Source organism: Streptomyces canus (genome assembly GCF_030816965.1).
GTDB classification, from domain to species: Bacteria; Actinomycetota; Actinomycetes; order Streptomycetales; family Streptomycetaceae; genus Streptomyces; species Streptomyces canus_E.
In genome coordinates this window covers 1,945,906-1,972,877 of sequence record NZ_JAUSYQ010000002.1, presented here as the reverse complement: position 1 = coordinate 1,972,877, position 26,972 = coordinate 1,945,906, and the positions used below count along the sequence as shown (strand labels likewise).

The 26,972-nt window shown below is 71.8% G+C and carries 25 protein-coding genes; 16 read left to right on the top strand and 9 right to left on the bottom strand.

The window, feature by feature from the left end; translation table 11 throughout:
• Positions 1 to 25: 25 nt before the first annotated feature.
• Positions 26 to 1,552 (bottom strand): amino acid permease, encoded by a 1,527-nt coding sequence (locus tag QF027_RS10115; protein ID WP_306983997.1) that lies wholly within the window; start codon positions 1,550 to 1,552, stop codon positions 26 to 28.
• 256 nt (positions 1,553 to 1,808) lie between these two features.
• On the opposite strand from QF027_RS10115, the gene QF027_RS10110 reads away from it, so the two are divergent.
• The 3 genes from QF027_RS10110 to QF027_RS10100 all read left to right on the top strand — a co-directional run bounded on the left by QF027_RS10110 (position 1,809) and on the right by QF027_RS10100 (position 4,348).
• Positions 1,809 to 2,399 carry a PadR family transcriptional regulator gene (locus tag QF027_RS10110; RefSeq protein WP_306983999.1) on the top strand — a complete coding sequence of 197 codons (591 nt, stop codon included), beginning with the start codon at positions 1,809 to 1,811 and terminating at the stop codon, positions 2,397 to 2,399.
• 186 nt (positions 2,400 to 2,585) lie between these two features.
• Entirely contained in the window at positions 2,586 to 3,575 is a 990-nt protein-coding gene (locus QF027_RS10105; protein WP_306984000.1) for an ATP-binding cassette domain-containing protein, read from the top strand.
• Entirely contained in the window at positions 3,572 to 4,348 is a 777-nt protein-coding gene (locus QF027_RS10100; protein WP_307074034.1) for an ABC transporter permease, read from the top strand. The genes QF027_RS10105 and QF027_RS10100 overlap by 4 nt, the downstream gene beginning before the upstream one ends.
• Before the next feature lie 181 nt (positions 4,349 to 4,529).
• Here QF027_RS10100 and QF027_RS10095 read toward each other — a convergent pair whose 3' ends face one another.
• The gene (locus QF027_RS10095; RefSeq protein ID WP_306984005.1) at positions 4,530 to 5,375 is read right to left on the bottom strand and encodes a siderophore-interacting protein; all 846 of its coding nucleotides are present in this window, start codon (positions 5,373 to 5,375) and stop codon (positions 4,530 to 4,532) included.
• 93 nt (positions 5,376 to 5,468) lie between these two features.
• Positions 5,469 to 6,398: a 5'-3' exonuclease gene (locus tag QF027_RS10090; RefSeq protein ID WP_307082338.1), complete on the bottom strand. Its 930-nt coding sequence runs from the start codon at positions 6,396 to 6,398 to the stop codon at positions 5,469 to 5,471.
• A gap of 194 nt (positions 6,399 to 6,592) precedes the next feature.
• Between QF027_RS10090 and QF027_RS10085 the strand changes: the two genes are divergently transcribed.
• The 4 genes from QF027_RS10085 to QF027_RS10070 all read left to right on the top strand — a co-directional run bounded on the left by QF027_RS10085 (position 6,593) and on the right by QF027_RS10070 (position 11,824).
• A complete protein-coding gene (locus tag QF027_RS10085; RefSeq protein WP_306984007.1) occupies positions 6,593 to 7,642 on the top strand; it encodes a quaternary amine ABC transporter ATP-binding protein in 1,050 nt (349 codons plus the stop codon).
• The gene (locus QF027_RS10080; RefSeq protein ID WP_306984009.1) at positions 7,635 to 10,247 is read left to right on the top strand and encodes an ABC transporter permease/substrate binding protein; all 2,613 of its coding nucleotides are present in this window, start codon (positions 7,635 to 7,637) and stop codon (positions 10,245 to 10,247) included. Before QF027_RS10085 ends, QF027_RS10080 begins: the two co-directional genes overlap by 8 nt.
• 294 nt (positions 10,248 to 10,541) lie before the next feature.
• Positions 10,542 to 11,111 carry a helix-turn-helix domain-containing protein gene (locus QF027_RS10075; protein ID WP_306984011.1) on the top strand — a complete coding sequence of 190 codons (570 nt, stop codon included), beginning with the start codon at positions 10,542 to 10,544 and terminating at the stop codon, positions 11,109 to 11,111.
• Complete coding sequence (locus tag QF027_RS10070; RefSeq protein WP_307074032.1) at positions 11,108 to 11,824, top strand: helical backbone metal receptor; 717 nt, start codon at positions 11,108 to 11,110, stop codon at positions 11,822 to 11,824. Before QF027_RS10075 ends, QF027_RS10070 begins: the two co-directional genes overlap by 4 nt.
• On the opposite strand, the gene QF027_RS10065 is transcribed toward QF027_RS10070, so the two are convergent.
• Positions 11,736 to 12,860: a TDT family transporter gene (locus tag QF027_RS10065; RefSeq protein WP_307074030.1), complete on the bottom strand. Its 1,125-nt coding sequence runs from the start codon at positions 12,858 to 12,860 to the stop codon at positions 11,736 to 11,738. The genes QF027_RS10070 and QF027_RS10065 overlap by 89 nt on opposite strands.
• 70 nt (positions 12,861 to 12,930) lie before the next feature.
• Between QF027_RS10065 and QF027_RS10060 the strand changes: the two genes are divergently transcribed.
• Together QF027_RS10060 and QF027_RS10055 are read left to right on the top strand one after the other, a co-directional pair.
• Positions 12,931 to 13,857 carry a LysR family transcriptional regulator gene (locus tag QF027_RS10060; protein ID WP_306984018.1) on the top strand — a complete coding sequence of 309 codons (927 nt, stop codon included), beginning with the start codon at positions 12,931 to 12,933 and terminating at the stop codon, positions 13,855 to 13,857.
• 65 nt (positions 13,858 to 13,922) lie between these two features.
• Complete coding sequence (locus tag QF027_RS10055; protein WP_306984021.1) at positions 13,923 to 14,885, top strand: aminoglycoside phosphotransferase family protein; 963 nt, start codon at positions 13,923 to 13,925, stop codon at positions 14,883 to 14,885.
• On the opposite strand, the gene QF027_RS10050 is transcribed toward QF027_RS10055, so the two are convergent.
• Positions 14,872 to 15,561: a gamma-glutamyl-gamma-aminobutyrate hydrolase family protein gene (locus QF027_RS10050; RefSeq protein WP_306984023.1), complete on the bottom strand. Its 690-nt coding sequence runs from the start codon at positions 15,559 to 15,561 to the stop codon at positions 14,872 to 14,874. The genes QF027_RS10055 and QF027_RS10050 overlap by 14 nt on opposite strands.
• A gap of 67 nt (positions 15,562 to 15,628) precedes the next feature.
• Positions 15,629 to 16,366 (bottom strand): FadR/GntR family transcriptional regulator, encoded by a 738-nt coding sequence (locus QF027_RS10045; protein WP_266526248.1) that lies wholly within the window; start codon positions 16,364 to 16,366, stop codon positions 15,629 to 15,631.
• 95 nt (positions 16,367 to 16,461) lie between these two features.
• On the opposite strand from QF027_RS10045, the gene QF027_RS10040 reads away from it, so the two are divergent.
• The 4 genes from QF027_RS10040 (at position 16,462) to QF027_RS10025 (ending at position 20,246) form a co-directional block, all read left to right on the top strand.
• Positions 16,462 to 17,820 carry a glutamine synthetase family protein gene (locus QF027_RS10040; RefSeq protein WP_307074028.1) on the top strand — a complete coding sequence of 453 codons (1,359 nt, stop codon included), beginning with the start codon at positions 16,462 to 16,464 and terminating at the stop codon, positions 17,818 to 17,820.
• Between the two features lie 11 nt (positions 17,821 to 17,831).
• Positions 17,832 to 19,214 (top strand): aldehyde dehydrogenase family protein, encoded by a 1,383-nt coding sequence (locus QF027_RS10035; protein WP_307074026.1) that lies wholly within the window; start codon positions 17,832 to 17,834, stop codon positions 19,212 to 19,214.
• Entirely contained in the window at positions 19,211 to 19,993 is a 783-nt protein-coding gene (locus tag QF027_RS10030) for a 3-oxoacyl-ACP reductase (RefSeq protein ID WP_306984029.1), read from the top strand. The genes QF027_RS10035 and QF027_RS10030 overlap by 4 nt, the downstream gene beginning before the upstream one ends.
• A 73-nt stretch (positions 19,994 to 20,066) precedes the next feature.
• On the top strand, positions 20,067 to 20,246 hold the full coding sequence (locus QF027_RS10025) for a DUF2510 domain-containing protein (protein WP_307082336.1): 180 nt from the start codon (positions 20,067 to 20,069) through the stop codon (positions 20,244 to 20,246).
• 1 nt (position 20,247) lies between these two features.
• On the opposite strand, the gene QF027_RS10020 is transcribed toward QF027_RS10025, so the two are convergent.
• Both QF027_RS10020 and QF027_RS10015 read right to left on the bottom strand, forming a co-directional pair.
• On the bottom strand, positions 20,248 to 21,450 hold the full coding sequence (locus QF027_RS10020) for an amino acid deaminase/aldolase (RefSeq protein WP_306984032.1): 1,203 nt from the start codon (positions 21,448 to 21,450) through the stop codon (positions 20,248 to 20,250).
• Positions 21,451 to 22,520: 1,070 nt separating this feature from the next.
• The gene (locus QF027_RS10015; RefSeq protein ID WP_307074024.1) at positions 22,521 to 22,679 is read right to left on the bottom strand and encodes a hypothetical protein; all 159 of its coding nucleotides are present in this window, start codon (positions 22,677 to 22,679) and stop codon (positions 22,521 to 22,523) included.
• 412 nt (positions 22,680 to 23,091) lie between these two features.
• Here QF027_RS10015 and QF027_RS10010 point away from each other — a divergent pair, with 412 nt between their 5' ends.
• Together QF027_RS10010 and mycP are read left to right on the top strand one after the other, a co-directional pair.
• Complete coding sequence (locus tag QF027_RS10010) at positions 23,092 to 23,895, top strand: hypothetical protein (protein WP_373432111.1); 804 nt, start codon at positions 23,092 to 23,094, stop codon at positions 23,893 to 23,895.
• A complete protein-coding gene (gene mycP, locus QF027_RS10005) occupies positions 23,892 to 25,076 on the top strand; it encodes a type VII secretion-associated serine protease mycosin (protein ID WP_306984037.1) in 1,185 nt (394 codons plus the stop codon). Before QF027_RS10010 ends, mycP begins: the two co-directional genes overlap by 4 nt.
• A gap of 13 nt (positions 25,077 to 25,089) precedes the next feature.
• Here the strand turns inward: mycP and QF027_RS10000 are convergent, their stop codons facing one another.
• Positions 25,090 to 26,088, bottom strand: a complete 999-nt coding sequence (locus tag QF027_RS10000; protein WP_307074019.1) for a serine hydrolase — start codon at positions 26,086 to 26,088, stop codon at positions 25,090 to 25,092.
• A 150-nt stretch (positions 26,089 to 26,238) separates the two neighbouring features.
• Between QF027_RS10000 and QF027_RS09995 the strand changes: the two genes are divergently transcribed.
• A complete protein-coding gene (locus QF027_RS09995) occupies positions 26,239 to 26,970 on the top strand; it encodes an SseB family protein (protein ID WP_306984040.1) in 732 nt (243 codons plus the stop codon).
• Positions 26,971 to 26,972: the final 2 nt, after the last annotated feature.

Below are 26,972 nucleotides of genomic sequence, written 5' to 3'. Positions count from 1 at the left end.
ACGGGGCCGCTGAGAGGCTGCGGCCCTATCCCCTCGGCGTACGCCCGCGAACTGCCCGCCACGCCACGCCCACTGCCAGCGTCGCGGCCAGGAACAGCACCGTGAACCACTGGAAGTACCAGTGCCCGCCCGCCGGGTCGTACACCTCTGCTCGGGGCCAGGCCAGGTTGACGGTCATCAGGAGGCCGTAGAGGAGGGCCAGGGCGTTGACCGGTACGCCCCAGCGGCCCAGGGAGAACAGGCGGGCGCCCGTCTCGTCCGTGCCTTCCGAGGTGAACTGCCCTCGCACGCGCCGGATCAGCAGCGGGCCCGTGACCATCGCGTACGCCAGGTAGAGCATCACGATGCAGGTCGTGCCGATCGCCAGGAACGCCTCCGGGGAAGCGAAGTTGAGGAGGAGAAGCGCGGCGGCCAGGACGCCGACGACCAGAGCGGGGGCGGTGGGCATGCCTGTGCGGGGGTTCACCCGCGCGAGGCGGCCCGCGAACGGCAGTTGGCCGTCGCGGGCCATGGAGAAGAGCATGCGGCAGGCCGCTGTCTGGATGGCGAGGGTGGCCACAGCGATCGCGACCACCACGTCGGCCAGCAGAGCCTTGCCGACGCCGTCGCCCAGGCTGCTGGTGAGGACGTAGCTGAGGCCGTCGACCGACAGGTGCCCGTCGGTGAGGCTGGGGGCGGCGAGCAGGCCGCCCAGGACGAGCAGGCCGCCGAGGACGCCGGCCGCGCCGAGCGCCGTGAGGATCGTGCGGGGCGCGGTGCGGCGCGGGGCATGTGTCTCCTCGCTCATCTCGCCCGCGCTGTCGAAGCCGATCATCACGTACGCCGCCGCGAACGAGCCCACCAACAGGGCCCCGAACAGGCCGCTCTGCGCGGCGCCCGTGGTGTGGAAGGTGATGCTCGGCGTGCGCTCGGAGTGGGTCAGCAGGAGCACGATGATCAGGACCGCGCCGATGATCTCGGCGGTCACGCCCACTCGGTTGATCAGGGACATCACACGGTTGTCGAGGACGTTCACGACGGTCGTCAGGACCAGCAGGATCACGCCGAGGAGTGCTGCGTTGGCCGCCCCGTCCGCTGACGTCGGCGCCGGGTCGGTGCCGACCAGCTGGAAGCCGGACCAGATCGCCGGGAGCACCATCTGCAGGGCGAGTGCCGCCGCCGCGACCACGACGATCTGCCCGATCACCATGATCCACCCGGCGAACCAGCCGAAGGCCGGGGTGGAGAGCCGGGACGACCACTGGTAGATCGCGCCGGACAGCGGGTAGCGCGCCGCCAGTTCCGCGAAGCAGGCCGCCACCAGCAGCTGCCCGATCAGTACCACCGGCCAGGCCCAGAAGAAGACGGGGCCGCCGAACGCGTACCCGAAGGCGAAGAACTGGAAGACGGTCGTCAGGACCGAGATGAAGGAGAACCCGGCCGCGAAGGACGCATACCGGCCCAGGCTCCGGTGCAGTTCCTGGTGGTAGCCGAACTCGGTGAGGGAGCGGTCGTCGGGGGCGGGGGAGTGCGGGGGATCGGGACGGACGTCGGAGGGGCTGGCTGTCGTCACGGCGGCACCTGCCTTCGGCGGCATGAGGGCGGAGAGCGGAACAGCGGTGCGGGAGCTGAATTCCTGTCGGGTGACAGAAATTAAGGAGGCGCTGTTTCGGGTGCGTGACGCAGGCGTGTCGAAGTGGCACCCAAGTGCTCACGCCCTTGTGTCGGACACTCAAACGCGATACATCGTGTCTATTGACCGTCCTCATGAGTCACGATATGTTCGGTCACGAATATTCGGGCACGAGGTGCGGATGGGAGGTGGAGTCATGGGGCGTCGCAAACTCCGCAACCCCCTGGCGCTCGCCGTGCTGGCGACGCTGTGGCAGAAGCCGATGCATCCCTACGAGATCGCCCAGACCCTGCGCCGCCAGGGCAAGGATGCCAGCACGAAGATCAACTACGGCTCGCTCTACACCGTCGTCCAGAGCCTTGAGAAACACGGGTTCGTCGAGGTCACGGACGTGGAGCGGCTGGGCAACAGGCCCGAACGGACCGTCTACGGCATCACCGCGGCCGGGCGCCAGGAGATGACCGAGTGGATGTCGGACCTGGTCGCCCTCCCGGCCAAGGAGTACCCGATCTTCGAGACCGCGCTCTCGCTGCTGGGCGTGCTGCACCCCGACGAGGTGGTGCCGCTGCTGGAGCAACGGCTCGACGCCCTGGAGGTGCAGATCGCGAGCGGCCGAGGCGCTCTGGAGAAGCTCTACGAGACGCTGCCCCGGCTCTTCCTCGTGGAGAACGAGTACCAGCTCCACATGGTCGAGGCGGAGGCGGCGTGGGTCCGCGGCTTCCTCGACGAACTCAGAAGGGGCACGCTGCCCGGCATCGACGAGTGGAAGGCGTTCCACGCACCATGACCTGACGAAAGCAGGCCCCGGCACGGCTGTTGCAGCAGCCCGCCGGGGCCTCGAACCCCGAACTGAATCCGCCCTGAGGCACATCCAGGCGATCGAGGTGCGGCATGCCCAGGATAGCCCGGTACTCCTCACGCGGATCAGTTGTCATCCCTTCACCGGATCCGCTCACGCAGGAGGACACCTGCCATGAACACCCGTGCGCCCGCGATCGAGGCGCGTCAACTGATCAAGACCTACGGCGGTGAGGTCACCGCCCTCGACGGCATCGACGTGGTCGTCGAGCGGGGCAGCGTCTTCGGCCTGCTCGGCCCGAACGGCGCCGGCAAGTCCACCACCGTCAAGATCCTCACCACCCTGGCCCGCCCCGACTCCGGCTCGGCCACCGTCGCGGGCCACGACGTGCTGCGCCACCCTGAACGGGTCCGCCGGGCCATCGGCGTGGTCGCCCAGGGCTCCGGCGCCGACCCGGTCGCCACCGGCCACGAGAACCTCCGACTCCAGGGCAGGCTCTACGGCTTGAGGGGCACCGCGCTCGAACGCCGGGTGGAGGAGCTCCTCGACCGCTTCACGCTCACCGACGCCGCCCGGCGCCCGGTCAAGGGCTACTCCGGTGGTATGCGACGCCGACTCGACGTCGCCCTCGGCCTGGTGCACCGCCCCGAGGTGCTCTTCCTCGACGAGCCGACCACCGGACTCGACCCCGAGGCCCGCAGCGCGATGTGGGACGAGATCGGCCGGCTCGCCGGTGAGGAGGGGCTGACGATCCTGCTCACCACGCACTACCTCGAAGAGGCGGACCGGCTCGCCGAGCGCGTCGCCGTCGTCGACCGGGGCCGGATCGTCGTCGAGGGCACTCCGGACGCGCTGAAGGGCGAACTGCGCGGTGACGCGGTGCACTTGGAGCTGCGCGAGCGGCTCGGCGACGCGGGCCGCACACTGCTGACCGGCGCCCTGCACGGGGTGCCGGGCGTGCACGAGGTGCTGGCCGACGGGCACCGCGTCAGCGTCCGCGCCGACGACGGGGCCGCCGCCGTACCCGCCCTGCTCGCCGCCCTGGAGCGGGCCGGGATCAAGGTGGCCACCGCGACCGTCGCCCGTCCCTCACTCGACGACGTCTATCTGCGCTACGCGGGCCGCCGTTACTCGGAGGTCGAAGACCTGGTGGGCGCCCGATGAGCATGACCGTCTCCCAGACCTGGTACATGACGCAGCGTCAACTCATGGTGTTCGTACGGCAGCCCGCGTACGCGATCATCACCCTGGTCCAGCCGGTGATCTGGCTGTTCCTGTTCGGCAGCCTCTTCAGGAAGGTCGTCGAGCTCGGCGGATTCGGCACCACGTCCTACCTGGACTATCTGGTCCCCGGTGTGGTCGTGATGAGCGCGCTCGGCTCCAACATGTGGGCGGGGATGACCACCCTGGACGAGATCCAGCGCGGCACCCTCAACCGCTTCCTGACCACTCCGGTCAGCCGGGCCGCGCTGATGAACGGCAACGTCGTCAACAACGGCCTGGTCACCGCCTTCCAGTCGGTGGTCATCGTGCTGCTCGGGCTGTTGGGCGGCGCCGACTACCCGGGCGGAATCGCCGGGATCGCCGTCCTGGTCCTCGCGTCGGTCCTGTTGGGCACCGTCTTCGGGGCGCTGTCCAACGCGCTCGGCATGCTGGTGCGGGAACGGGAGTCGATCATCGGGATCAACACCTTCCTGCTGCTCCCGCTCACCTTCCTGTCCAGCGCCTTCATGGCGCCCTCGCAGATGCCCTCCTGGATGCGGCACATCGCCGACTTCAACCCGTTGAACTGGGCGATGGTGGCGGGCCGTTCGGCCCTGTCCGCGGACCCCGACTGGGACGTGGTGCTGGGCCGCGGGGGAGCGCTGCTCGGGCTGGCGGTCGTGGCGGTGTGGCTGTCGATCCGGACGTTCCGGTCGTACCAGCGGTCGGTGTGAACGCGCGAAAGGGGCGGCACCTTCGAAGGTGCCGCCCCTTTCGCGGCCGAGCCCGAGCGGCCGTATGCCTCAGCGGGCCTGCCCTGAAGCAGCCGTACGGGAGAGCAGCCGAACGCCTGAAGCAGCCGCACGGGAGAGCAGCCGAACACCTGAGCAGTCGTACGGGAGAGCAGCCGTGCGCCTAAGCGGCCGACGCCGCCCCCTCCTGCTCCGCCTCGATGCGCGCGTTCCAGTCCCGCTTGGAGGCCTGCCAGCCGTCCTCGTTGTGGCCCAGGCGCCAGTAGCCGGAGATCGACAGGTCCTCGCGCGGGACGCCGCGCTCGACGCGCAGCAGATGGCGCAGCTGCTTCACGAAGTGCGCCTCGCCGTGCACGAACGCGCACAGCCGGCCCTCCGGGAACTCCAGCGCGCGCACGGCCTCGACCAGCGACTCCCCGACCGGGCGGGAGCCGCGGTGCAGCCACACGACCTCCACGTCGGAGTCGATCTTCTGCTCCTCCTCGGGCCCGGAAACCTCGATGAAGGCGTGTGCCCGGGCGCCGTCGGGCAGCGACTCCAGGGAACGGGCGATCGCGGGCAGCGCGCTCTCGTCACCGACGAGGAGATGCCAGTCGGCGTCCGGGTCGGGGGCGTAGGCGCCGCCCGGGCCCATGAAGCGCACGGTCTCGCCGGGCTGGACGCGCACCGCCCAGGGGCCGGCGAGGCCCTCGTCGCCGTGGATCACGAAGTCCAGGGTGAGTTCGCGGTGTTCGGCGTCCCAGTGGCGCACGGTGTAGGTGCGGGTCACGGGCCACTGCTCGCGCGGGAACTCCTCGCGGATCCGCTGCATGTCGAAGGGCTCGGGGTAGGTCGCGCCCTCGGCCGGAAAAAGGATCTTGACGTAGTGGTCGGTGCAGGTCTCCGCCGCGAAGTCGGCGAGTCCGTCGCCGCCGAGCACCACGCGCTGCATGTGCGGGGTGAGGCGTTCGGTGCGGACGACCTGTGCGGAGTGAGGTTTCCGCGGCTTGCGTCCCGGTCCTTCTGCCATGGCAGCCTCCCAGTTCCCTACGCTTAGGCTTACCTAAGTTAGCATCAAGCCTGCTGGTGATGGCATGCCACTCGTGGAAAGCGCGGGCAATATTTATGCGCTGAGCGTCGCCATCAGCCGCTGCAGTGATCCACCCAGCCCCCACCGGTCTGCCAGCCTCTCCAGTGCCGCGGGATCGCGCGGTGTGCGCGGAACCGCGGTCTCCACCTGCGGCAGCGGGACGTCACCGGCCACCAGCACCACCTTCGGTGCCACAGCGACGTACGGCCGCGACTCGTCCAACCGCCTGCGCTGCGACGGTGTGAGCTTCGCCTTCGGGTCGTCGACCGCGGCCATGATGCCGGCCAGGTCGCCGAACTCGGCCAGCAGCTTGGCAGCCGTCTTCTCGCCGATACCGGGGACGCCCGGCAGGCCGTCGCTCGGGTCGCCACGCAGCGTTGCCAGATCCGCGTACCCACGGCCGTCGACGCCATACTTCTCGCGCAGCCAGGCCTCGTCGGTCAGCTGGAGCGTGCCGACGCCCTTGAGGGGATACAGCACACGCACCTCGCGCTCGTCGTCCACCAGCTGGTACAGGTCGCGGTCGCCGGTGACGATGTCGACCGGGCCCGTCGCCCGCGCGGTGAACGTGCCGATCACGTCGTCCGCCTCATAACCGGCCACGCCCACGCGCGCGATGCCGAGCGCGTCCAGGACGGCCTCGATGACCGGCACCTGCGGGGAGAGCGTGTCCGGCACCTCCTCCTCGTCCGGGCCGCTCTCGTGCTCCTGCGCGACGCGGTGCGCCTTGTAGGAGGGGATGAGGTCGACCCGCCACTGGGGACGCCAGTCCGCGTCCATGCAGGCCACCAGCAGATCGGGACGGTGGTCCTTGACCAGGCGGTCGATGAATTCGAGGAGGCCGCGCACGGCGTTCACCGGCGTGCCGTCCGGTGCCTTCACCGACTCCGGCACGCCGAAGTAGGCACGGAAGTAGAGAGAGGCGGTGTCGAGGAGCATCAGTCGTCCGGTCACGCTTCGCATCATGCCGTACGGCACCGACACCGACCGTCGTCCTTTGCCTCGCCCGGCGGGTGTGAGCGTCCTGTGAACTGGACCACCGGTGCGTTTGGCCGAAAGGCATCGGGGCAGGCGCCGCCTCGGAGCGAGGCAGGTTGCACCTTCAACTGTCGCGGCCCTTCGTCTCCCCCCAGTGGTCGAAGAGACGAGAGGCACGCGTGTCATCAAGGCTTGAGGCAGAGCAGCTGTACAAGGTGTTCGGAAGACGGCCGGGCGAGGCCGTCGAGCGGCTCCGCGAGGGCGCCGACCGGGAGGGACTGCGCGCCGAGGGCACCACCGCCGCGGTGATCGACGCCTCCTTCACCGTGGAACCGGGCCAGATCTTCGTCGTCATGGGTCTGTCAGGATCCGGCAAGTCCACGCTGCTGCGGATGCTCAACGGCCTCCTGGAGCCGACCGCGGGCCATGTCCGCTTCGACGGCCAGGACCTCACCGCGCTCACCGACCGCGAACTGCGCGCCGTACGCGCGAAGAAGATCAGCATGGTCTTCCAGCACTTCGCGCTCTTCCCGCACCGCAGCGTCCTGGAGAACGCCGCCTACGGTCTCGCCGTCCAGGGCGTCCCCAAGGCCGAGCGCGTCGAGCGGGCCACCGAGGCCCTGGAGCTGTGCGGCCTCAAGGGCTGGGAGAAGTCCTGGCCCGACGAGCTGTCCGGCGGCATGCAGCAGCGCGTGGGCCTGGCCCGCGCCCTCGCCACCGACGCCGACCTGCTCCTCATGGACGAGTCCTTCAGCGCGCTCGACCCGCTGATCCGCCGGGACATGCAGGACCAGCTCCTGCAGCTCCAGCAGACCCTGAAGAAGACGATCGTCTTCATCACCCACGACCTCAACGAGGCCATGCGCCTGGGCGACCGGATCGCCGTCATGCGCGACGGCCGGATCGTCCAGATCGGCAGCGCGGAGGACATCCTCGTGCGGCCCGCCGACGACTACGTCGCCTCCTTCACCAAGGACGTCGACCGTTCCCGCGTCCTGACCGCGTCCGCCGTCATGGACACGGACGTGCGCGGCGACGAGGCCGACTGCGGCTGCGCGGGCGACTGTGAGACCGCGACGCCCGACACGCCCTTCACGGAGCTCTGCGCGATGAGCGCCCGGTCGACGCATCCGGTGGCCGTCCTCGACGAGCACCGCAAACTCGTCGGCGTGGTCCCGCAGCAGCGGCTGCTCGGCTTCCTCGGCGACGCGGAGGTGGCCCATGCCTAGGATCCCGCTCGGCGACTGGGTCAACGACACCGTCGACTGGCTGCTCGACCACGTGTCCTGGCTCTTCGACTTCCTCAAGACCGTCTTCACCGGCACCTACGACGGTATCGACGCCGTCCTCCAGGCGCCCCAGCCCCTGCTGCTCGCGGGCATCTTCGCCGTGATCGCGTTCTGGCTGCGCGGCACCCTGGCCGGCGTCCTCACCTTCGCGGGATTCGCCTTCATCGACTCCCTCGAACTGTGGGAGGACGCGATGACGACCCTCTCACTGGTCCTCGTCGCCACGATCATCGCGCTGGTCATAGCCGTGCCCGTGGGTATCTGGGCGGCCCGCTCGAACCGGGTCAGCGGACTCGTCCGCCCCGTCCTGGACTTCATGCAGACGCTGCCCGCGATGATCTACCTCATCCCGGCGATCCTGTTCTTCGGCACCGGCGCCTCCGCGGGCATCGTCGCCACCCTGATCTTCGCGCTCGCCCCCGGTGTCCGCATGACCGAGCTCGGCATCCGCCAGGTCGACAAGGAGCTCGTCGAGGCCGCCGAGGCGTTCGGCACCAGCCCCCGCGACACCCTCCTGCGCGTCCAGCTGCCGCTCGCGCTGCCCACCGTGATGGCGGGCGTCAACCAGGTCATCATGCTCGGCCTGTCGATGGCCGCGATCGCCGGCATGGTCGGCACCGGCGGCCTCGGCGGCGACGTCAACGAGGCGATCGGCCAGCTCAACGTGGGCCTCGGCTCCGAGGCCGGTGTCGCCATCGTGATCCTCGCGATCTACCTCGACCGCATGACCAGCGCGCTGGGCACCCAGGTCTCCCCGCTGGGCCGCCGCGCCGCCGCCAAGGCCCGCACCACCCAGGGGCTCAGGATCTGGTCCTACCGCCCCCGTCCGCAGATCGCCGTGATCGGCGTCGTCGTCCTCGCCCTCGTCGCGGGCGGCATGGGGATCTTCGGCGGCACCTCGGGCGAGGCCACGGCCGTCTCCGGCGGCAAGGACGTCGGCCAGGGCAAGAAGATCAGCATCGGTTACGTCCCCTGGGACGACGGCGTCGCCTCCACCTTCCTCTGGAAGGAGATCCTGGAGGAACGCGGCTACCAGGTGGACGCCAAGCAGTTCGACGCCGGGCCGCTCTACACCTCCCTCGCCTCCGGCAACGCCGACTTCATGACCGGCGCCTGGCTGCCGACGACCCACGAGCAGTACTGGAAGAAGTACGGCGACAAGCTCGACGACCTCGGCGCCTGGTACGACAAGACCTCCCTCGAGCTGAGCGTGCCGTCGTACATGAAGGACATCAACTCCCTGGCCGACCTCAAGGGCAAGGCCTCTCGGTTCGGCGGGAACATCACCGGCATCGAGTCGAGCGCCGGTGAGACGGCCCTGCTGAAGAGCAAGGTCCTGAAGGCGTACGGCCTCGACAAGGAGTACAAGGTCGTCGACAGCTCCACGCCCGCCATGCTGGCCGAGCTGAAGCGGGCGTACGCGCAGAAGGACCCGATCGTCGTCACGCTCTGGTCGCCGCACTGGGCGTACAACGACTACGACCTGAAGAAGCTCAAGGACCCCAAGGGTGCCTGGGGCTCGGGCGACGGCATCCACACGGTGGCCCGCAAGGGCTTCGCCGAGGAGAATCCGGTCGTCGGACAGTGGCTGAAGGGCTTCAAGCTGGACGAGAAGCAGCTCACCAGCCTGGAGGCCGAGATCAACAAGGCGGGCAAGGGCAAGCAGCAGGACGCCGTGCGCACCTGGCTGAAGCAGCACCCCGGCCTGGTCGACAAGCTGGCCCCCGTCAAGAACACCGGAACTCCCGCCGAGGCCGGGCGCCCGATCGACGTGGCCTGGTTCCCCTGGGACGAGGACATCGCCGTCACGTATCTCTGGAAGAACGTCCTGGAGGCCCGCGGCTACCGGCTCAACCTCAAGCAGATGGACGTGGGACCGGTCTACACGGGCCTGGCCTCCGGAGACCTGGACCTCAACTTCGACGCCTGGCTGCCGTACGCCCAGAAGAACTACTGGGACAAGAGCAAGGACCGACTCGCCGACCTCGGCACCTGGTACGAGCCGACCTCGCTGGAGGTCGCTGTGCCCTCGTACGTCAAGGGTGTGAAGTCCTACGAGGACCTGAAGGGCAAGGCCGCCCAGTTCGACGGGAAGATCATCGGCATCGAGCCCGGCACCGGCGAGATGAACCTCCTCAAGAACAAGGTCCTGCCCGGCTACGGCCTCGACAAGGAGTACGACGTCGTCGACGGCTCCACGCCCGCGATGCTGGCCGAGCTCAAGCGCGCCTACGCCAGGAAGCAGCCCGTCGCCGTCGTCCTGTGGTCCCCGCACTGGGCCTACAGCCAGTACCGCCTCACCAAGCTGAAGGACGACAAGAAGCTCTTCGGCGAGGGCAACACGATCCGCACCATCGCCAACGAGAAGTTCCCCTCGCAGTATCCGCAGCTCACCAAGTGGATCAAGGGCTTCCACATGAGCGAGAAAGAGCTCGGTACCCTGGAGAGCGAGATCAACAGGTACGGCCAGGGTCACGAGGAGCAGGCGGTCGCCGCCTGGCTGAAGGAGCATCCGGGGATGGTCGGGCGGATGACACCGTCATAACCGCTCCCGGAGCACGGTAAGGATCCGGCCAACCACATAGAGCTACGCCATTGCCTGAACTTCGCCGCCGACAAGGGGACTTGAGCAGCGGACGACGGGTCAGGGCCCGGCTTCCGGCCCCCTGGTGATCCACCGGGGGGCCGTTCGGCTGGCGTGAAGTGTGAGGTACGGTCGCACGCCGTGTGACATCGATGTGACGGCCGCATGAAACGGTTTGCCGAACATGCGTAGGGTGCAGACAACTCATCAGGGGACGTGTCACAGGACCGACGAGCGGAGGAGGGAGCCGGAGCCATGGGCGACCACAAAGAACAGCCCCTTCGGGTCGGCGCGGCCGTGCGCCGCAGGCGCCGCGCGCTGGAGCTCACTCTCGCCGTCGTGGCCGAGCGCAGCGGCCTGTCGGTCCCCTTCCTGAGCCAGATCGAGAACGAACGCGCCCGCCCCAGCCGCGGCTCCCTGGAGAAGGTCGCCGACGCCCTGCGCACCACGGCCGTCGAACTCCTCGCCGCCGCCGACCCGGCGTGCAGCGTCGACGTCGTGCACGCCGAGGGCCCGGAGGCGGACTACGAACCCCGGATGCGTTCCCTGGTGCGCGGTCACCACCAGATGCACGCCCAGGAGTTCACCGGCGATCATGACGCGGGGCGTGAATTCCAGTACCGCAACGACCAGTTGATGTACGTCGCGGACGGCGCGGTGGACGTCGAGGCGGAGGGGCGCGCCTACCGGCTGGGCCGCGGCGACACCCTGTACCTCACCGGCGGGGTGCGGCACCGCTGGCGGGCGACCGTGGCGGACACCCGCGTGGTCGTCGTCGCCGTGGCCGAACACATCGAGGCGGTCCGGGACCGGCCCCGGCGGTGAGAGTCGTCTCCCTGGTCCCCTCGCTCACCGAGGCGATCGCCCGCTCGGCACCGGGCGCCCTGGTCGGCGCCACCGACTGGTGCACGCATCCGGCGGACCTCGACGTCACCCGCGTCGGCGGCACCAAGAACCCGAAGCTCGACCGGATCACCGCCCTCGCCCCCGACCTGGTGATCGCGAACGAGGAGGAGAACCGGGAGCCCGATCTGGCCGCTCTGCGGGAGGCGGGCCTGGAGGTCCTGGTCACCGAGGTCCGGGACGTCCCGCAGGCCTTCCGGGAACTGGCCCGGGTGGTCGAGGCGTGTGGCGTCGTACGGCCGCGCTGGCTGGACGAGGCCGAGGAGTCCTGGTCGGCGCTCACGCCTCCTGTGCGGCGCAGGACGGCCGTCGTACCGATCTGGCGGAGGCCCTGGATGGTGCTGGGCCGGGACACGTTCGCGGGCGATGTGCTGTCCCGCCTGGGCGTGGACCACGTGTACGCCGGCCACGAGGACCGCTATCCCCGTGTGCCGCTGGAGGAGCTGCGGGCGGCGGCACCGGACCTGGTCGTCCTCCCCGACGAGCCGTACCGCTTCACCTCCGAGGACGGCCCGGAGGCCTTCCCCGGCCTGCCCTGCGCCCTCGTCAGCGGACGGCACCTGACGTGGTACGGACCCTCACTGGCAGAGGCGCCACGGGCGCTGGGCGAGGCCCTGCGAGCAGCGCGCCGCTGACGACTCCGCGCGCGGTGTGCAGGGCGGCGCCGGCCCACGCGGCGACGAGGGCGACGAAGAGACCTGTGGCGAGCCAGTCGTAGACGACGAGTCCCGTGTGCCGGGCCAGCGACTCGGCCCCCGTGACACAGGTGCCGACCGGGAAGGTGAAGGCCCACCAGGTCATCGCGAACCCCATCCCGTGCCGGCGCGCACGGACGACGTGCGCGGTGGCGAGCCCCAGCCACAGCAGCGCGAACCCCATGACGGGAACGCCGTACAGCACCGCGAGGGCGCCGAAACCCTGGCTGTAGGGGGCCGCCACGACACTGGGAGCCACGTCCGCGAACGTGCCGACGGCCGTGGTGGACTGGCCGAGCGGGCCGAGGACCAGGAAGAGGGTCGGGGTGAGGGCGAGGGGGAGCGGCCCGCCGGCGACGACCCGGGCGAAGACGAGCGGCAGCATGGCCAGGGTCGCGAGGAGGCTGAGCCCGAACATCGCGAAGCAGGCGAGGAGCAGGGTCTCGCGCGGCTGACCGGCCGGGAGATGCGGCACGAGGAGCGGCCCGAGCGCGGCGGACACCATGGGCGCGACGAGGGGGAGCAGCCACACGGGCGTGGCGTGCCGCAGCTCGGCTTTCTGCCGTACGGCCATGAGGTACGGCACGGTGATCGCGGCGGCGAGTCCCACGGCCGTACCGGCGGTGAACAGCACGGCGTCGAGGGCGACCGCGGCTGTCGTCCCGATCCGGTACCGGCCGACGGTGACGGCGCCGCCGCCGACGGCCAGCAGGGCCATGGCGAGGCAGCCGTAGAAGGGGGCCATGGCGGGGTCGAGAAGGTGGGCGCGGGCCTGGTCGCCGTGGTGGCGCCAGTGCAGGGCGCGGGCGCAGAGGAGGGCGAGCAGCAGGGCGAGGGACAGGAGCCATACGGCCGCGCAGATCGTGCGCAGGCCGGGGAGGTGCACGGGGAGCCCGGTGCCGGCGGTGGCGACGATCGCGGTGCCCATGACGGAGGCGTACCAGTTCGGCCCGAGGTGACGGACGGCGGTGACCATGCCTCCACGGTGTCGTTACGGACCGGCCGCGACCAGGGAGTATGGCTCTATGAGGGCATAAGCTGTCTTTATGAGCGGTGTGGATCAGCAAGGGGCAGCGGTGGGCGGTGGGCTGGCCCACCGGGTACCGGATCTCGGGGCGCTGGAGCTGCTGCTGGCCGTGGCGCGGCTCGGGAGCCTCGGCGGGGCGGCGCGGGAGGTCGGCATCACCCAGCCGGCGGCGAGCAGCCGGATCCGCTCGATGGAACGGCAGCTGGGAGTGGCCCTGGTCGACCGCTCGCCCCGCGGCTCCCGGCTCACGGACGCCGGGGCGCTGGTGACGGACTGGGCCCGGCGGATCGTGGCGGCGGCGGAGGCCTTCGACGTGGGGGCGCAGGCGCTGCGGGTCCGGCGCGACTCCCGGCTGCGGGTGGCGGCGAGCATGACGATTGCGGAGTATCTGCTGCCGGGGTGGCTGCTGGCGCTGCGTGCCGGGCGGCCGGACACGGCGGTGTCCCTGCACGCGGGGAACTCGGCCACGGTGGCGGAGCGGTTGCTGTCGGACGAGGCGGACCTTGGCTTCGTGGAGGGGCTGACGGTCCCTCCCGGCCTCGACTCGGTGGTGATAGCCCACGACCACCTCATCGTGGTGACCGCCCCGGGACACGCGTGGGCCCGCCGCCGACGCCCTTTGGCCGCCACCGAACTGGCGACGACACCGTTGATCCTCCGCGAGAAGGGCTCGGGCACGCGACAGGTGCTGGACGCGGCCCTGGGCGGCCTGGCCCGCCCGCTGATCGAACTCTCCTCCACCACGGCGGTGAAGGCGGCGGTGGTGAGCGGAGCGGGTCCGGCGGTCCTGAGCGAGCTGGCGGTGGGGGAGGAACTGGCGACGCGCCGCCTGGTGCGGGTGCCGGTCGAGGGGGTGTCGCTGGCACGGGACCTGCGGGCGGTGTGGCCCACGGGGCACCGCCCGGTGGGCCCGGCGAGGGACCTGCTGTCGCTGACGCGGGCGTAGGACGTCTCCTCACCGGGGCGAAAACCCTTGGCGAGCCGGCCCGGCGGACCCGCACCATGAACCGCATGACGGCCACCGCCCCACCCGCCACCGGCGTCCGCACCCCCTGGGAAGACCTCCCCAGGGCCCTACGAGACGCCGTCGCGGACGTGCTCGGCGGACGGGTCACCCACGCCACCACCCAACCCGGCGGATTCTCCCCGGGCGCCGCCACCCGCGTCCGCTCCGCCACCGGCCACCGGGCCTTCGTCAAGGCCGTCAGCGGCGACAACAACCCCGACAGCCCGCAACTGCACCGCACCGAGGCACGGAACGCCGCCGCGCTCCCCGTCACGGTCCCGGCGCCCCGCCTGCTCGGCACCTACGACGACGGCACCTGGGTGGCCCTCGTGTACGAGGACGTCCCCGGCCGCCAACCCCACATCCCGTGGCAGAAGGCCGAGTTGGCACGCGTCCTGGACGCGGTGGCGGAACTGAGCCACACCCTCACCCCGTCCCCGCTCGACGCCCCGCCCGCCGCCACGGCCCTCGCCCGCACCTTCGACGGCTGGCAGCGACTCCTGGACGGTGAGCACGAGGGCCTCGCGGAACACCTCGGCCCCTGGACCGCCGGCCATCTGTCCCGCCTCGCGGAACTGGCCGCCCCCTGGCCCGAGGCCGTCACCGGCGACACCCTCGCCCACGGGGACCTGCGGGCGGACAACATCCTGCTCACCGGCGCCGGCCGTACCGTGTTCGTCGACTGGCCGCACGCCCTGCGTGCCACCGCCTGGTTCGACCTGCTGGTGATGCTGCCGTGCGTCCGGGCCCAGGGCGGCCCGGACCCGGAGGAGCTGTTCACGGCACACCCGCTGGGCGCGGCCGCCGACCCGGACGCCGTCACCACCGCCCTCGCGGCCGTGACCGGCTACTTCCTGTACCACTCCCTGCTGCCCCCGCCGCCCGGCATTCCCACCGTCCGGGCCTTCCAGCGGGCACAGGGCGACACGGCCCTGGCCTGGCTCCGGCGCCGGCTCACCGGGCGCTAGCGGCCGCCACCAGCCCCCGCATCACCCGCAGGTCCGTGTCCATCTCCGGATGCCACTGCACACCCAGCACCCAGGGCGGGCCGGGGAGTTCGACGGCCTCCACCGTGCCGTCCGGCGCGTGCGCCGACGCCAGGAGGCCCGCCCCGAGGCGGTCCACCGCCTGGTGGTGGTAGGTCGGTACGGAGGTCTCCTCCGGGGCGAGGTCGCCGTACACCGTGCCCGGTACGGGCTTGACCGGGTGGTGGCCGAAGACTCCCGGCACCTGAGCGTGCCCGTCGATGTGCTGGACGAGGGTGCCGCCGAGAGCGACGTTCAGCAGTTGCATGCCGCGGCAGATGCCCAGGAGGGGAACGCCGGCCGCCAGCGCCGCCCTGATCAGGGCCAGCTCCCAGGTGTCCCGGGCGCGAGCGGGCGGGCCCGTGCGGGGGTCGGGGGCGGCGCCGTAATGGACCGGCTCGACGTCCGGGCCGCCCGCGACGACCAGACCGTCGAGACGGGCCACCGTCGCGGCCGCGTGCTCCGGTGCGTCCGGCGGGAGCATCGCGGCGAGACCGCCCGCGCGTTGGACGAGTCGCGGATACCCTGCCGGCAGCAGTACCGCCTCCAGCTCCCAGACGCCCCAGCGCGCGCCGGCCTCCAGATACGTGCTGACACCGATCAGCGGTCGTACGGTCACACGGCCCTCCCAGGCTTGCAATGGCCCACGCCCATACCTTTGCGCCTGGCGGTGTCAAGAATCAAGGTCACGCCAGGAAACCGCGCAGCAGCGCCGCCGTCCCCGCGCAGTGCTCCCGCATCATCTCCCGGGCCCCGTCGGCGTCCCCGTCCAGCACCGCCTCGACCAGTGCCGCGTGCTGCCGCTGGGAGTGCTCCAGGTTGCGCACCAGGAGCGGGATGCAGTCCAGGAGGTCGTTCACCGAGGCCCTTACCGCCGCGTACTGGGCGGTCAGCGTCGGCGAGCCGCACAGTTCCGCCAGCGTGAGGTGCAGCAGCGTGTCCAGGCGCCGGTAGTCCGCCAGCGGGGCCTCCTGGGTGGCGGCCAGGGCCTCGCGCAGCCGCTGCGCCTGCTGGTCCGTGAGGCCGTGCGTCGCGCACAGACCCGCCGCACCCACCTCGAGGACCTCCCGGAAGCGCAGCACGTCCTCGATGTCCGCCTCCGCGATCCGGCGCCGCAGCTCCTCCTCGCCGACCGCGTCCTGCGCACGGGGCAGGACGAACGTGCCGCCGTACCGCCCGCGCCGCGACTCCACCAGCCCCTGGTCCTGGAGCACCTTCAGCACCTCGCGCAGCGTCACGCGGCTGATCCCGAGCCGCTCCGCGAGCTCCCGCTCGGCCGGCAGCCGTCCGCCCCCCGGTACCAGGCCGAGCCGCACGACCTGGAGGATCTGCTCCAGCGCCTCCTCGAAGCCGTTGCCCGCCCTGACCGGCCGCAGCACCGGCGTCAACCGGTCGTCCGGGCCGCCGTCAGCGTCCACCGACATATGGCCGAGCCCCCTTCCCAAGCAATGGTTCAGAGCAATACCTTATGGCTCCCGGCCCGGTCGGAAAAACGCGCAGCAGCCGAAGGAGCTCTCCCGTGGCAGACCGCACACCCCCGCTCGGCGTCGAGGAGCTGCATGCCCTCGTCGCGAGCGGTGAGATCGACACCGTCGTCCTGGCCTTCCCCGACATGCAGGGCCGGCTCCAGGGCAAGCGGTTCGCCGCCCGCTTCTTCCTCGACGAGGTACTCCACCACGGCACCGAGGGCTGCAACTACCTCCTCGCCGTCGACACCGAGATGAACACCGTCGACGGCTACGCGATGTCGTCCTGGGACCGGGGGTACGGCGACTTCGCCATGCGCCCCGACCTGAGCACCCTGCGCCGCGTGCCGTGGAACGCCGGTACGGCCCTGCTGGTCGCCGATCTCGCCTGGGAGGACGGCTCCCCGGTCGTCGCCGCGCCCCGCCAGATCCTGCGCCGCCAGCTGGAGCGGCTCGCCGAGCTCGGCTACACCGCCCAGGTCGGCACCGAGCTGGAGTTCATCGTCTTCAAGGACACCTACGAGCAGGCCTGGGACGCGAACTACCGAGGCCTGACCCCGGCGAACCAGTACAACATCGACTACTCGGTGCTGGGCACGGGACGCATCGAGCCCCTGCTCCGCCGTATCCGCAACGAAATGGCGGCCGCCGGGCTCACCGTCGAGTCCGCCAAGGGCGAGTGCAACCCCGGCCAGCACGAGATCGCCTTCCGCTACGACGAGGCCGTGGTCACCTGCGACCAGCACGCCATCTACAAGACCGGCGCCAAGGAGATCGCCGCACAGGAGGGCGTGTCGCTCACCTTCATGGCCAAGTACAACGAGCGCGAGGGCAACTCCTGCCACATCCACCTCTCGCTCGCCGACGCCGCCGGCAACAACGCGATGGCCGGCCCGGACGGGATGTCGGACGTGATGCGGTACTTCCTCGCGGGGCAGCTGGCGGCCCTCAGGGACTTCTCGCTCCTCTACGCCCCCAACATCAACTCCTACAAGCGGTTCCAGCCGGGGTCCTTCGCCCCCACGGCCGCGGCGTGGGGCCACGACAACCGCACCTGCGCCCTCCGTGTCGTGGGCCACGGCCGCTCCCTGCGCTTCGAGAACCGGCTGCCCGGCGGTGACGTCAACCCGTACCTCGCGGTCGCCGGGCTGGTCGCGGCGGGGCTGTACGGCATCGAGCAGAAGCTGGAGCTGCCGGAGGCCTGTACCGGCAACGCCTACACCGCCGAGTACGCGCACGTCCCCACCACCCTGCGCGAGGCCGCCGAGCTCTGGGAGAACAGCCCCATCGCCAAGGCGGCCTTCGGCGACGAGGTCGTCGCGCACTACCGCAACATGGCCCGCGTCGAGCTCGAAGCCTTCGACGCGGCGGTCACCGACTGGGAGCTGCGCCGCTCCTTCGAACGTCTGTGAGAGGTACTTCGTTGTCCCCGTCGTCTTTCGAGCATGAGCTGACCGTCCTCAACCCGGCCACCGAGGAGGTCGTCGCCACCGTCCCCGCCGCCACCGCGGCCGACGTGGACGCGGCCGTCACCAGGGCCGCCAAGGCGCAGGCGAAGTGGGCCGCGCTCGCACCCGCCGACCGGGCCCGGCTGCTGCGCCGGTTCGCCGACGTCGTCGACCAACACATCGAGGAACTGGCCCGGTTGGAGGTCCGCGAGGCCGGTCACCTCCTCGGCAACGCCCGCTGGGAGGCGGGCAACGTCCGTGATCTGCTGGGTTATGCGGCCGGGGGAGTGGAGCGGTTGAACGGCCGCCAGATCCCGGTCCCCGGCGGACTCGACGTCACCATCCTCGAACCGCTCGGTGTCGTCGGGGTCATCGCGCCCTGGAACTTCCCCATGCCCATCGCGGCCTGGGGTACGGCCCCCGCGCTCGCCGCCGGCAACGCCGTCGTCCTCAAGCCCGCCGAAACGACCCCGCTCACCGCCCTGCGGCTCGCCGAACTCGCCCTGGAGGCAGGCCTCCCGGACGGCCTGTTCCAGGTGCTGCCGGGCCACGGCCCGGTCGCCGGCACCGCCCTCGTCGAACACCCCGGCGTCGCGAAGATCGTGTTCACCGGCTCCACCGCCACCGGCCGTGCCGTCATGGAGCGCTGCGCCCGCCAGGTCAAGCCGGTCACCCTCGAACTCGGCGGCAAGAGCCCCAACATCGTCTTCGCGGACGCGGACCTGCGCACGGCCGTCGACCCCTTCTCCTTCCTCGACAACTCCGGCCAGGACTGCTGCGCCCGCACCCGGATCCTGGTCCAGGAGTCGGTCTACGACGAGGTCCGCGAACTGCTCGCCGACGCGGTGCACGCCGTGGTCGTCGGCGACCCCGCCGACGAGAAGACCCAGATGGGCCCGCTGATCTCCCGCCGGCAGCTGGACCGCGTACGGGCACTGGTCCCCGCCGACGCCCCCGGCCTGCGCGGCAGCGCGCCCGACGGGCCCGGCTTCTGGTTCGCGCCCACCGTCCTCACCGGCGAGGCGCCCGACTCCGAGGCCGCCCGCGAGGAGATCTTCGGCCCGGTGGCGGTCCTGCTGCCCTTCACCGACGAGGAGGACGCGATCCGGCTCGCCAACGACACCCCGTACGGCCTCTCCGGTTCCCTCTGGACCCGGGACCTGGGCCGCGCGCTGCGCGTCTCCCGGGCGGTCAAGGCGGGCAACCTGTCCGTCAACTCCCACTCCAGCGTCCGCTACTGGACCCCCTTCGGCGGCTACAAGCAGTCCGGACTCGGCCGTGAGCTCGGCCCGGACGCCCTGACCGCCTTCACCGAAACCAAGAACGTCTTCATCAGCACGGAGGGCCCCGCACAGTGACCGATCAGATCGTGTGCCGTCGTCTCGTCGGCCGCACCGCCGTCATCACCGGAGCCGGCAGCGGCATCGGTCTCGCCACCGCCCGCCGACTCGCCTCCGAGGGCGCCCACGTCGTCTGCGCCGACGTCGACGAAACCCGCGGCAAGGCCGCCGCCGACGAGGTCGGCGGGCTCTTCGTCAAGGTCGACGTGACCGACCCGGAGCAGGTCGAGGCCCTGTTCAAGACGGCGTACGACACCTACGGCAGCGTCGACGTCGCGTTCAACAACGCGGGCATCTCCCCGCCCGACGACGACTCCATCCTGGAGACCGGTCTCGAGGCCTGGAAGCGCGTCCAGGAGGTCAACCTGACCTCCGTCTACCTGTGCTGCAAGGCCGCGATCCCCTACATGCGGCGCCAGGGCAAGGGCTCCATCATCAACACGGCGTCCTTCGTGGCCCGGATGGGCGCGGCGACCTCGCAGATCTCGTACACCGCCTCCAAGGGCGGCGTGCTCGCCATGTCCCGCGAACTGGGCGTGCAGTTCGCGAGGGAGGGCATCCGCGTGAACGCCCTCTGCCCGGGCCCGGTCAACACCCCGCTGCTCCAGGAGCTGTTCGCCAAGGACCCCGAGCGGGCCGCGCGCCGGCTCGTGCACATTCCGGTCGGCCGGTTCGCCGAGGCCGAGGAGATCGCCGCCGCCGTCGCCTTCCTGGCCAGCGACGACTCCTCCTTCGTCAACGCCAGCGACTTCCTCGTGGACGGCGGCATCTCGGGGGCGTACGTCACACCGCTGTAGGTCTCGTCCTGGAGCGCCTCAATGAGCAGTTCGCTTCCCGCCCGGCCGGTACCCGGACCCCAACGCTCCGCACCTGGAGCGCTGGTGGGACGGGACCGCCTGGACGGACAACCCTGACATGCCGCAGGTAGCCGACAGTTCCTGTGCCGGCCACCTGGTGCGCCGGCGGGTGAGGACGGCCCAGGGGCCCGGCGGTCACGTCCAGTCGCCGGCCTTCACTCCCGTCCGCGGCGGACCCCTGGACCCCCGTTGACCTAAAGGAAGGTGTGGCCTTCCCCGCGGTACGTCGGGACGGTTGCCGTGACGGCGTCCCCCTCGATCAGGTGCAGCCTCTCGAACCGCTCGCACAGCTCACCGGCCTTGGCGTGCCGGAACCACACCTTGTCGCCGAGCAGCAGATCGTCCGCGGGCGTGCCGAGCAGCGGGGTCTGCACCTCGCCGGGCCCCTCCTGCGGGTCGTACGTCAGCCCCTCCGGCAGATACGGCACCGGCAGCCGGTCGGGTCCCGCCGCGCCGGAGGCCGGGTAGCCACCGCCGAGGACGGTCACGACGCCGACCCCCGGCCTGCGCACGACGGGCTGGGCGAAGAGCGCGGCCGGACGTCCGCTGAACGACGTGTAGTTGTCGAACAGCCTCGGGACGTACAGCCCCGACCCGGCGCCGATCTCCGTGACGGCGTCCTCCGCGGCGGTGTGCTGCACACTGCCCGTGCCGCCGCCGTTGACGAACTCCAGGTCCGGCACGACGGCCCGTACCGCGCGCACCACCGCGGCGCGCCGCTCGGCGAGCTCCCGGCGGGCGGTGGCCTGCATCAGCCGGACGGCCCGGGAACGCAACGGCCGTCCGGCCACCGAGTCCCCGACACCGGCGATGTGCCCCTCGTAGGCCATGATTCCCACGACCTGGAACCCGGGCCGCCGGGCCACCGCGCGTGCCATGTCGGCGACCTCGGCGGGGGAGTGCAGGGGCGAACGCCGGGCACCGACCCGCACCCTGCCGCCGAGCAGCTTCAGTGAGGTGTCCAACTCCAGGCAGACCCGGATGACTTCGGTGCCGCCCGCACGCGCCCCGTCGATGAAGGCGAGCTGCGCCGGGTCGTCGACCATCACTGTCACCGCGGCGGCGAGCTTGGGATCGGCGGCGAGTTCGGCGTATCCGGCGCGGTCGGCGGAGGGGTAGGCGAGCAGGATGTCGTCGAAGCCGCCCCGGGCCAGCCACAGGGACTCCGCGAGCGTGAAGGACATGATGCCCGCGAATCCGTCCTTCGCCAGGACGCGTTCGAGCAGCGCCCGGCACCGCACGGACTTGCTGGCGACGCGGATGGGTTTCCCCGCCGCCCGGCGGACGAGATCGTCCGCGTTGGCGTCGAAGGCGTCCAGGTCCACGATCGCGAGGGGGGCGTCGAGATGGGCGGTGGCCCGGTCGTAACGGGCCCGGTCGGCGGCGCGCGCAGTCATGAACGAAGACTGCCAGACAGGATTACCGCAGGGTAGGGGGACGTTCCGGGCAGATGCCCCCGGCCTGGCGGACTGGTTCCCGTTCGCCCAGGAACAACCCGTAGAGTGACGCGCACGCACGCAGGGCTGTCCGCCCCCCGTCGCCGCCGCGCCGGGATGCCGGCCCTTCCGTGCGGGTATGCGTGCCCGGACGGCCGTCTTCTCTGCCGGCGACTCCGACGAGGGCCCGCGCACGACCGAACGGCCCGGACATGAGGAAACGGGGGGTGCATGAGCACCGAAGCACGTCGCGCCTCGATTCCTCCACGCCCGACGACCCCACCGAGGCCGGCCCAGCCGCCGGCGGTGGGCGAGGACGGGCCAGGTGCGGAGCCGTCCGAAGAGTCGGGGCGCAGGGAAGCCGTCGAGCCGGGCGGGCGGGAGATCGTCGAGCCGGGCGGGCGGATGAGCGAGGACACCGACTGGCAGGCGTTCGGCGAGCGGAGCCGACGAAGCCCGGGAGCGCGGGGCCGGGCGACGTTCGGCGGATTCGACTGGCAGGGGCCCGAGGAGGGCGGCGCACGGGTGTCCGGCGGTCCGGACACATCGGCTCGCCAGGCATCCGGTGACGCGGGCCGACAGGACACCGCCACTACGGCGCCCCGCGCGTTCGGCGACATGAACGCGCGGCGGGAGACCGGTGTGCCGGGTGGGGAGCGGTCCCAGGCATCGGGTGCCACCGGTCGGCCGCCGATACGAACGACCAACGACTCGGGAGCCGGCTCCACACCACGCAACGGTGAGGCATGGTCTGCGTCGGACGGCCGCGGGACCGAGGGCGCACCACTCCCCGCCGCCACCGCACCCCCGAACCCTCGTACGGGCACGGGGCGGCCCCAGGTCCCCTCCGACACCGACGCCCGATCCGGCCCCCGGAACTCGAGCACCCCGTTCCCCGGCAGCACCCCGCCTCCGCCTCCGGCCTCGGCCCGCTTCCCGGACACCCCTCCGGCGCCGGACCCGAACACCCCGGGGGTTCCCGCGCAGGGTTCGCCGTCGGCGTCCGGTGCCGTACCGCCCCCGCCCGGCTCTCAGCCCTCCGTGCCCCCGCGTCGTGCCGACGCCCCCGCCGAGAGCGCGTCCGAGACGACCTTCCGGATGCGGCCGGTGCCGGCGGGGCCGGCGGTGGGTGACGGGCGTACCGGCTCGGCGTCCGCGCCCTCCGCGTCGCGGGGGCCTTCGGGCGGCACCGTTGTACCGCCCGTGCCCGACGCCCGCCCGGGCTCCGGTTCCGGTCGCCCTGGAGCCGATCCACACCGTCCGGGTGCTGCCGCAGGGCCGCAGGCCGGTGCACGGCCGGGTGCGCCCGCCCGCCCCGGATTCCCGCCGCGCCCCACGCGTGAGGCGTCGGGCGCCGGTGCCCTGCGCACGCCCTCGGCGCCCGCGGGTCCGCCGACCATGCCACCGGCGCCCGCGGGCCCGCCGGCAACGCCCCCGGTGCCCACCGGCCGGCCTTCCACGCCCCCAGCACCTCCCGGCCGGCCCTCCACGCCTCCGACCCCCGCGGAATCGTCGGCCGCCTCCCTCGCACCCGACCCCGCCCTCTCCTGGAGCGCCCCCATGCCCCCGCATGCCGGAACGCCCGGCAACGGGCGGCCCGTTGTGTCGTTCGGGGAGCCCGAGGTCGGCTACAAGGGGCGGTCGTGGGGGGTGCGGATCCCTCCCCGGATCGCCGCCGTGGCCGCGTGCGCCGTGCTCGGGCTCGGGCTCATCGGCGGTGCCGTGACCGGGAGTTGGCTGATCGGGGACTCCGGGGACGAAGGCGGCGGCGACAGGTTCGCCCAGGCCGGTGAGCTGTGGCACAGCGTGCCCGTCGACCAGCTGTTCCCGCCGATCGTGGACGGCCAGGGTGCCGGGCCCGGCGGAGCCGACCGCACATGGACGCGGATCGCCGTCGCCCCCGACAGCGGCTGCACGAACGCCTTCGATCCGCTGCTGCGCAAGGCCCTCGCCCCCGTCGGCTGCGAACGCCTCCTGCGCGCCACCTACACGGACGCCACCCAGAGCTACGTCACCACTGTCGGCCTCCTCTTCACCGACGCCGACGCCACCGCCATGCGCGAGCTCGACACCCGCTTCACCCGCGAGGGCCTGGCCGACCGCACCGACCTGATGCCCCTCCCGTACGCCGCGAAGAACACCCTCGCCGCGGACTTCGGCGCGGCGCAGCGGGCCTCGTGGACGGTCTCCGTCCTCACCGACGCCCCCGTGGTCGCGTTCGCCGTCTCCGGCTGGGCGGACGGCCGTACGGTCGACACCCCGGAGCCCGCCGAGAAGGCGATGGAGTCCGGCGACACCACCCCCGCCGCCCAGGCAGGTCTCGGCAACGAGGCCCAGGGGCTGGCCGACCGTGTCGAACGCGCCCTGCGCAAGACCGTCACCTCGCCCCCGGAGCAGTCCTCATGAGCGTCACGACCCGCCGGGCAGGACTCCTGAGCGTCCTCCTGGCCGCCTCCGTCGCCCTCGTCCCGCCCACCGCCGCGCACGCCGACGGCATCCGCGCCAAACAGTGGGCCCTGGACGCCATGCACACCCAGGAGGCCTGGCAGACCACCAAGGGCGCGGGCGTCACCGTCGCCGTCCTGGACACCGGCGTCGAGAACGACCACCCCGACCTCGTCGGCAACGTCCTCACCGGCAAGGACATGATCGGATTCGGGGCCGTGCGAGGGCAGCGGCCCTGGGCGCGGCACGGCACCGCCATGGCCGGCATCATCGCCGGTCACGGACACGGCGTGGGCAACGGCGACGGTGTCATGGGCATCGCCCCCGAGGCCAAGATCCTCCCCGTTCGCGTGATCCTGGAGGACCGCGACCCGGCCCGCGCCAGGGCCCGCAACACCCGCGGCAACGCCCTGGCCGAGGGCATCCGCTGGGCCGCCGACCACGGCGCCGACGTCATCAACCTCTCCCTCGGCGACGACTCCGCCTCCGCGCACCCCGAGGCCGGTGAGGACGACGCCGTCCAGTACGCGCTCAAGAAGGGCGCCGTCGTCGTCGCCTCGGCGGGCAACGGCGGCGAGAAGGGCGACCACATCTCCTACCCGGCCGCCTACCCGGGCGTCATCGCCGCCACCGCCGTCGACAAGTTCGGCACCCGCGCCTCCTTCTCCACCCGCCGCTGGTACGCCACGGTCGCGGCCCCCGGTGACGACGTCGTCATCGCCGACCCCGACCACAAGTACTACGAGGGCTGGGGAACCAGCGCCGCCTCCGCGTTCGTCTCGGGCGCGGTCGCCCTCGTCAAGGCCGCCCACCCGAACCTGACGCCCGCACAGATCAAGAAGCTCCTGGAGGACACGGCCCGCAACGCCCCCTCAGGCGGCCGCGACGACTCCCGCGGCTTCGGCTTCGTCGACCCCGCGGCAGCCCTGAAGGCCGCGGCCCGCCTGAAGCCGCAGGGACTGCAGCCGGCGTCCTACGGCGAGAAGTATTTCGGCTCCGGCCCCGATGCCGCCAAGTCGGACAGCGACACGGCCAGTTGGGCGGCCCCGCTCGCGGGCGGCCTGGGCGTGGCCCTGCTGATCACCGGGGTGGTCCTGTGGCGCGGCCGCCGGGGCCCCCGCCGGTCCTACGAGGGCTTCTGAGGCGGGCGAAGCCTCAGCGGGCCGCTGCGCTCGTGGCGTTCGCCGACGAGGATGCCGACGCATCCCCTCCCGTGAACACCGACACCGCCGCCTTCGCCGCCGCCTCCACCAGCGAAATCCCCTTCGCCTGTGTGGAGCTCCCCTTCGAGAGCACGGCCACCAGATACGCGTGGCCGTCCACCGTCACCCGCCCGATGCTGTTGACGTCCCACAGCCCGGTCGTGCTGCGCGGCAGCCAGCCGTTCTTCAGCGCCCACCCGGAGTCGTCGGCCGCGGCCGACACCCCCCACTGCTGGTCGGCCTCTATCCGGCCCATGAGCCCCTGAAGGTACGACCGCGAGGCCTCGCTCAGCTCCGAGTCGTCCCCGAACACCTGCTGAAGCAGGGTGAGCTGGTCGGCCGCCGTGGTCTGGGTCAGCCCCCACAGCGCCCCGTCGCCGCCCTCCGTGCCGGTCAGCCCGAACCTCTTGTTGGCGGCGTCGAGCCCGGAGGCCTTCCCGATGACGTCCCACAGCGCCGACGCCGAGGTGTTGTCGCTGTTCTCGATCATCGTGGTGGCGTACGCCTTCTCCCGTGCGCCGAGCTGTGTGCCCGCCTGCTGGTGCCGGAGCAGCAGCGCCGCCAGGATGTCGACCTTCACGATGCTCGCCGTGTCGAAGGCACTGTCGCCGTAGACGGCGCTGTCGCCCGATTGCAGGTCGAGCACCGCCGCCGAGACCTTCTCGTCGCCCGTCAGGCTCACCGCCTTCATGGCGTCGGACAGCAGCTCGTCGAGATCCACCACCGGCTCGGTCACCGCCGTCGCCTCCTCAGTCGTGGCCGCCGGGGAGGACGAGAACGACGGCGTCGGCGCCGACGATACGGTGCCGCCCCCGGAGTGCGCCTGCGCCTTCACGTACACGGTCCCCCCGGCCGTGCCGCCGGCGATGGCGACACAGGCGAGCACGGCGTACATCAAAGGCCGCAGGGGGAACCTGCGGACGTGGCGTCTGGCGGCTCTGGAGGACTCCATGCCGCCGATCGTCGGGGCGCCGACTGTGCGGGCCGTTAGACGGACGTTAGAGCTGTGTCAGCGAACTCTGAGAAACCCGTGAAAGCGGTCACGGGCGGGTTTCCGGGCCCGCACAACCGCAGCAGCAAGCCCCCTATAGGGTCGGTGACCGTGGCGAACAAGAACATTCCCGACCCCGGCTTCTCCGACGACGACGGCTCCGCCGACCCCCGGCTGAGCGCGGCGCTCGCGGCCTGGGCCGAGGACCGCGCCGCCGTGGGCCCGGTCCTGGACGCCCTCAAGGGCGCCCGGCTGCTCGTCCCCGTGGTGGCGGTGCTCGGCGAGGTCGAGGAGGACGAGAACGGGCTGCGCCGCGAGAAGACCAGCGACATGGCCGTCCCCACCCTCAAGGCCGGATCCCGCACCGCCCTGCCGGCCTTCACCTCCACCGCGTCGCTGGCCCGCTGGGACCCCGAGGCCCGTCCCGTCGCCGTACCCCTGCACCAGGCGCTGCAGGCTGCCGCGCACGAGAGGGCCGACACGGTCGTACTGGACCTGGCGGGGCCGGTGCCCTTCGAGCTGACCGGCTCCGCGTTGCTCGCCCTTGCCGAGGGACGGACCACCACGGATCCGCTCGCCGACCCTGCGGTCGTGGACGCGGTGCGTGCCGTGGTCGCCGACGTGGGTGCGGTGCTGCGTGCCTATCTCGGTCCGGGCCGGGCCGACGGCACCCTCGCCCTGGTCTTCGAGCCGGCCGTGCCGCACGACGCCGGCGTCCACGCGGTCGCGCGGCGCCTGGCCGCCGACGAAACACTGAGGGCCCGCCTGGTACGGGGCCTCGACCTGGCAGTTCTGCCGGCCGGGGCCACACCTCCGGGCGAGCCCTTGTACGTACGAGGGTGAGC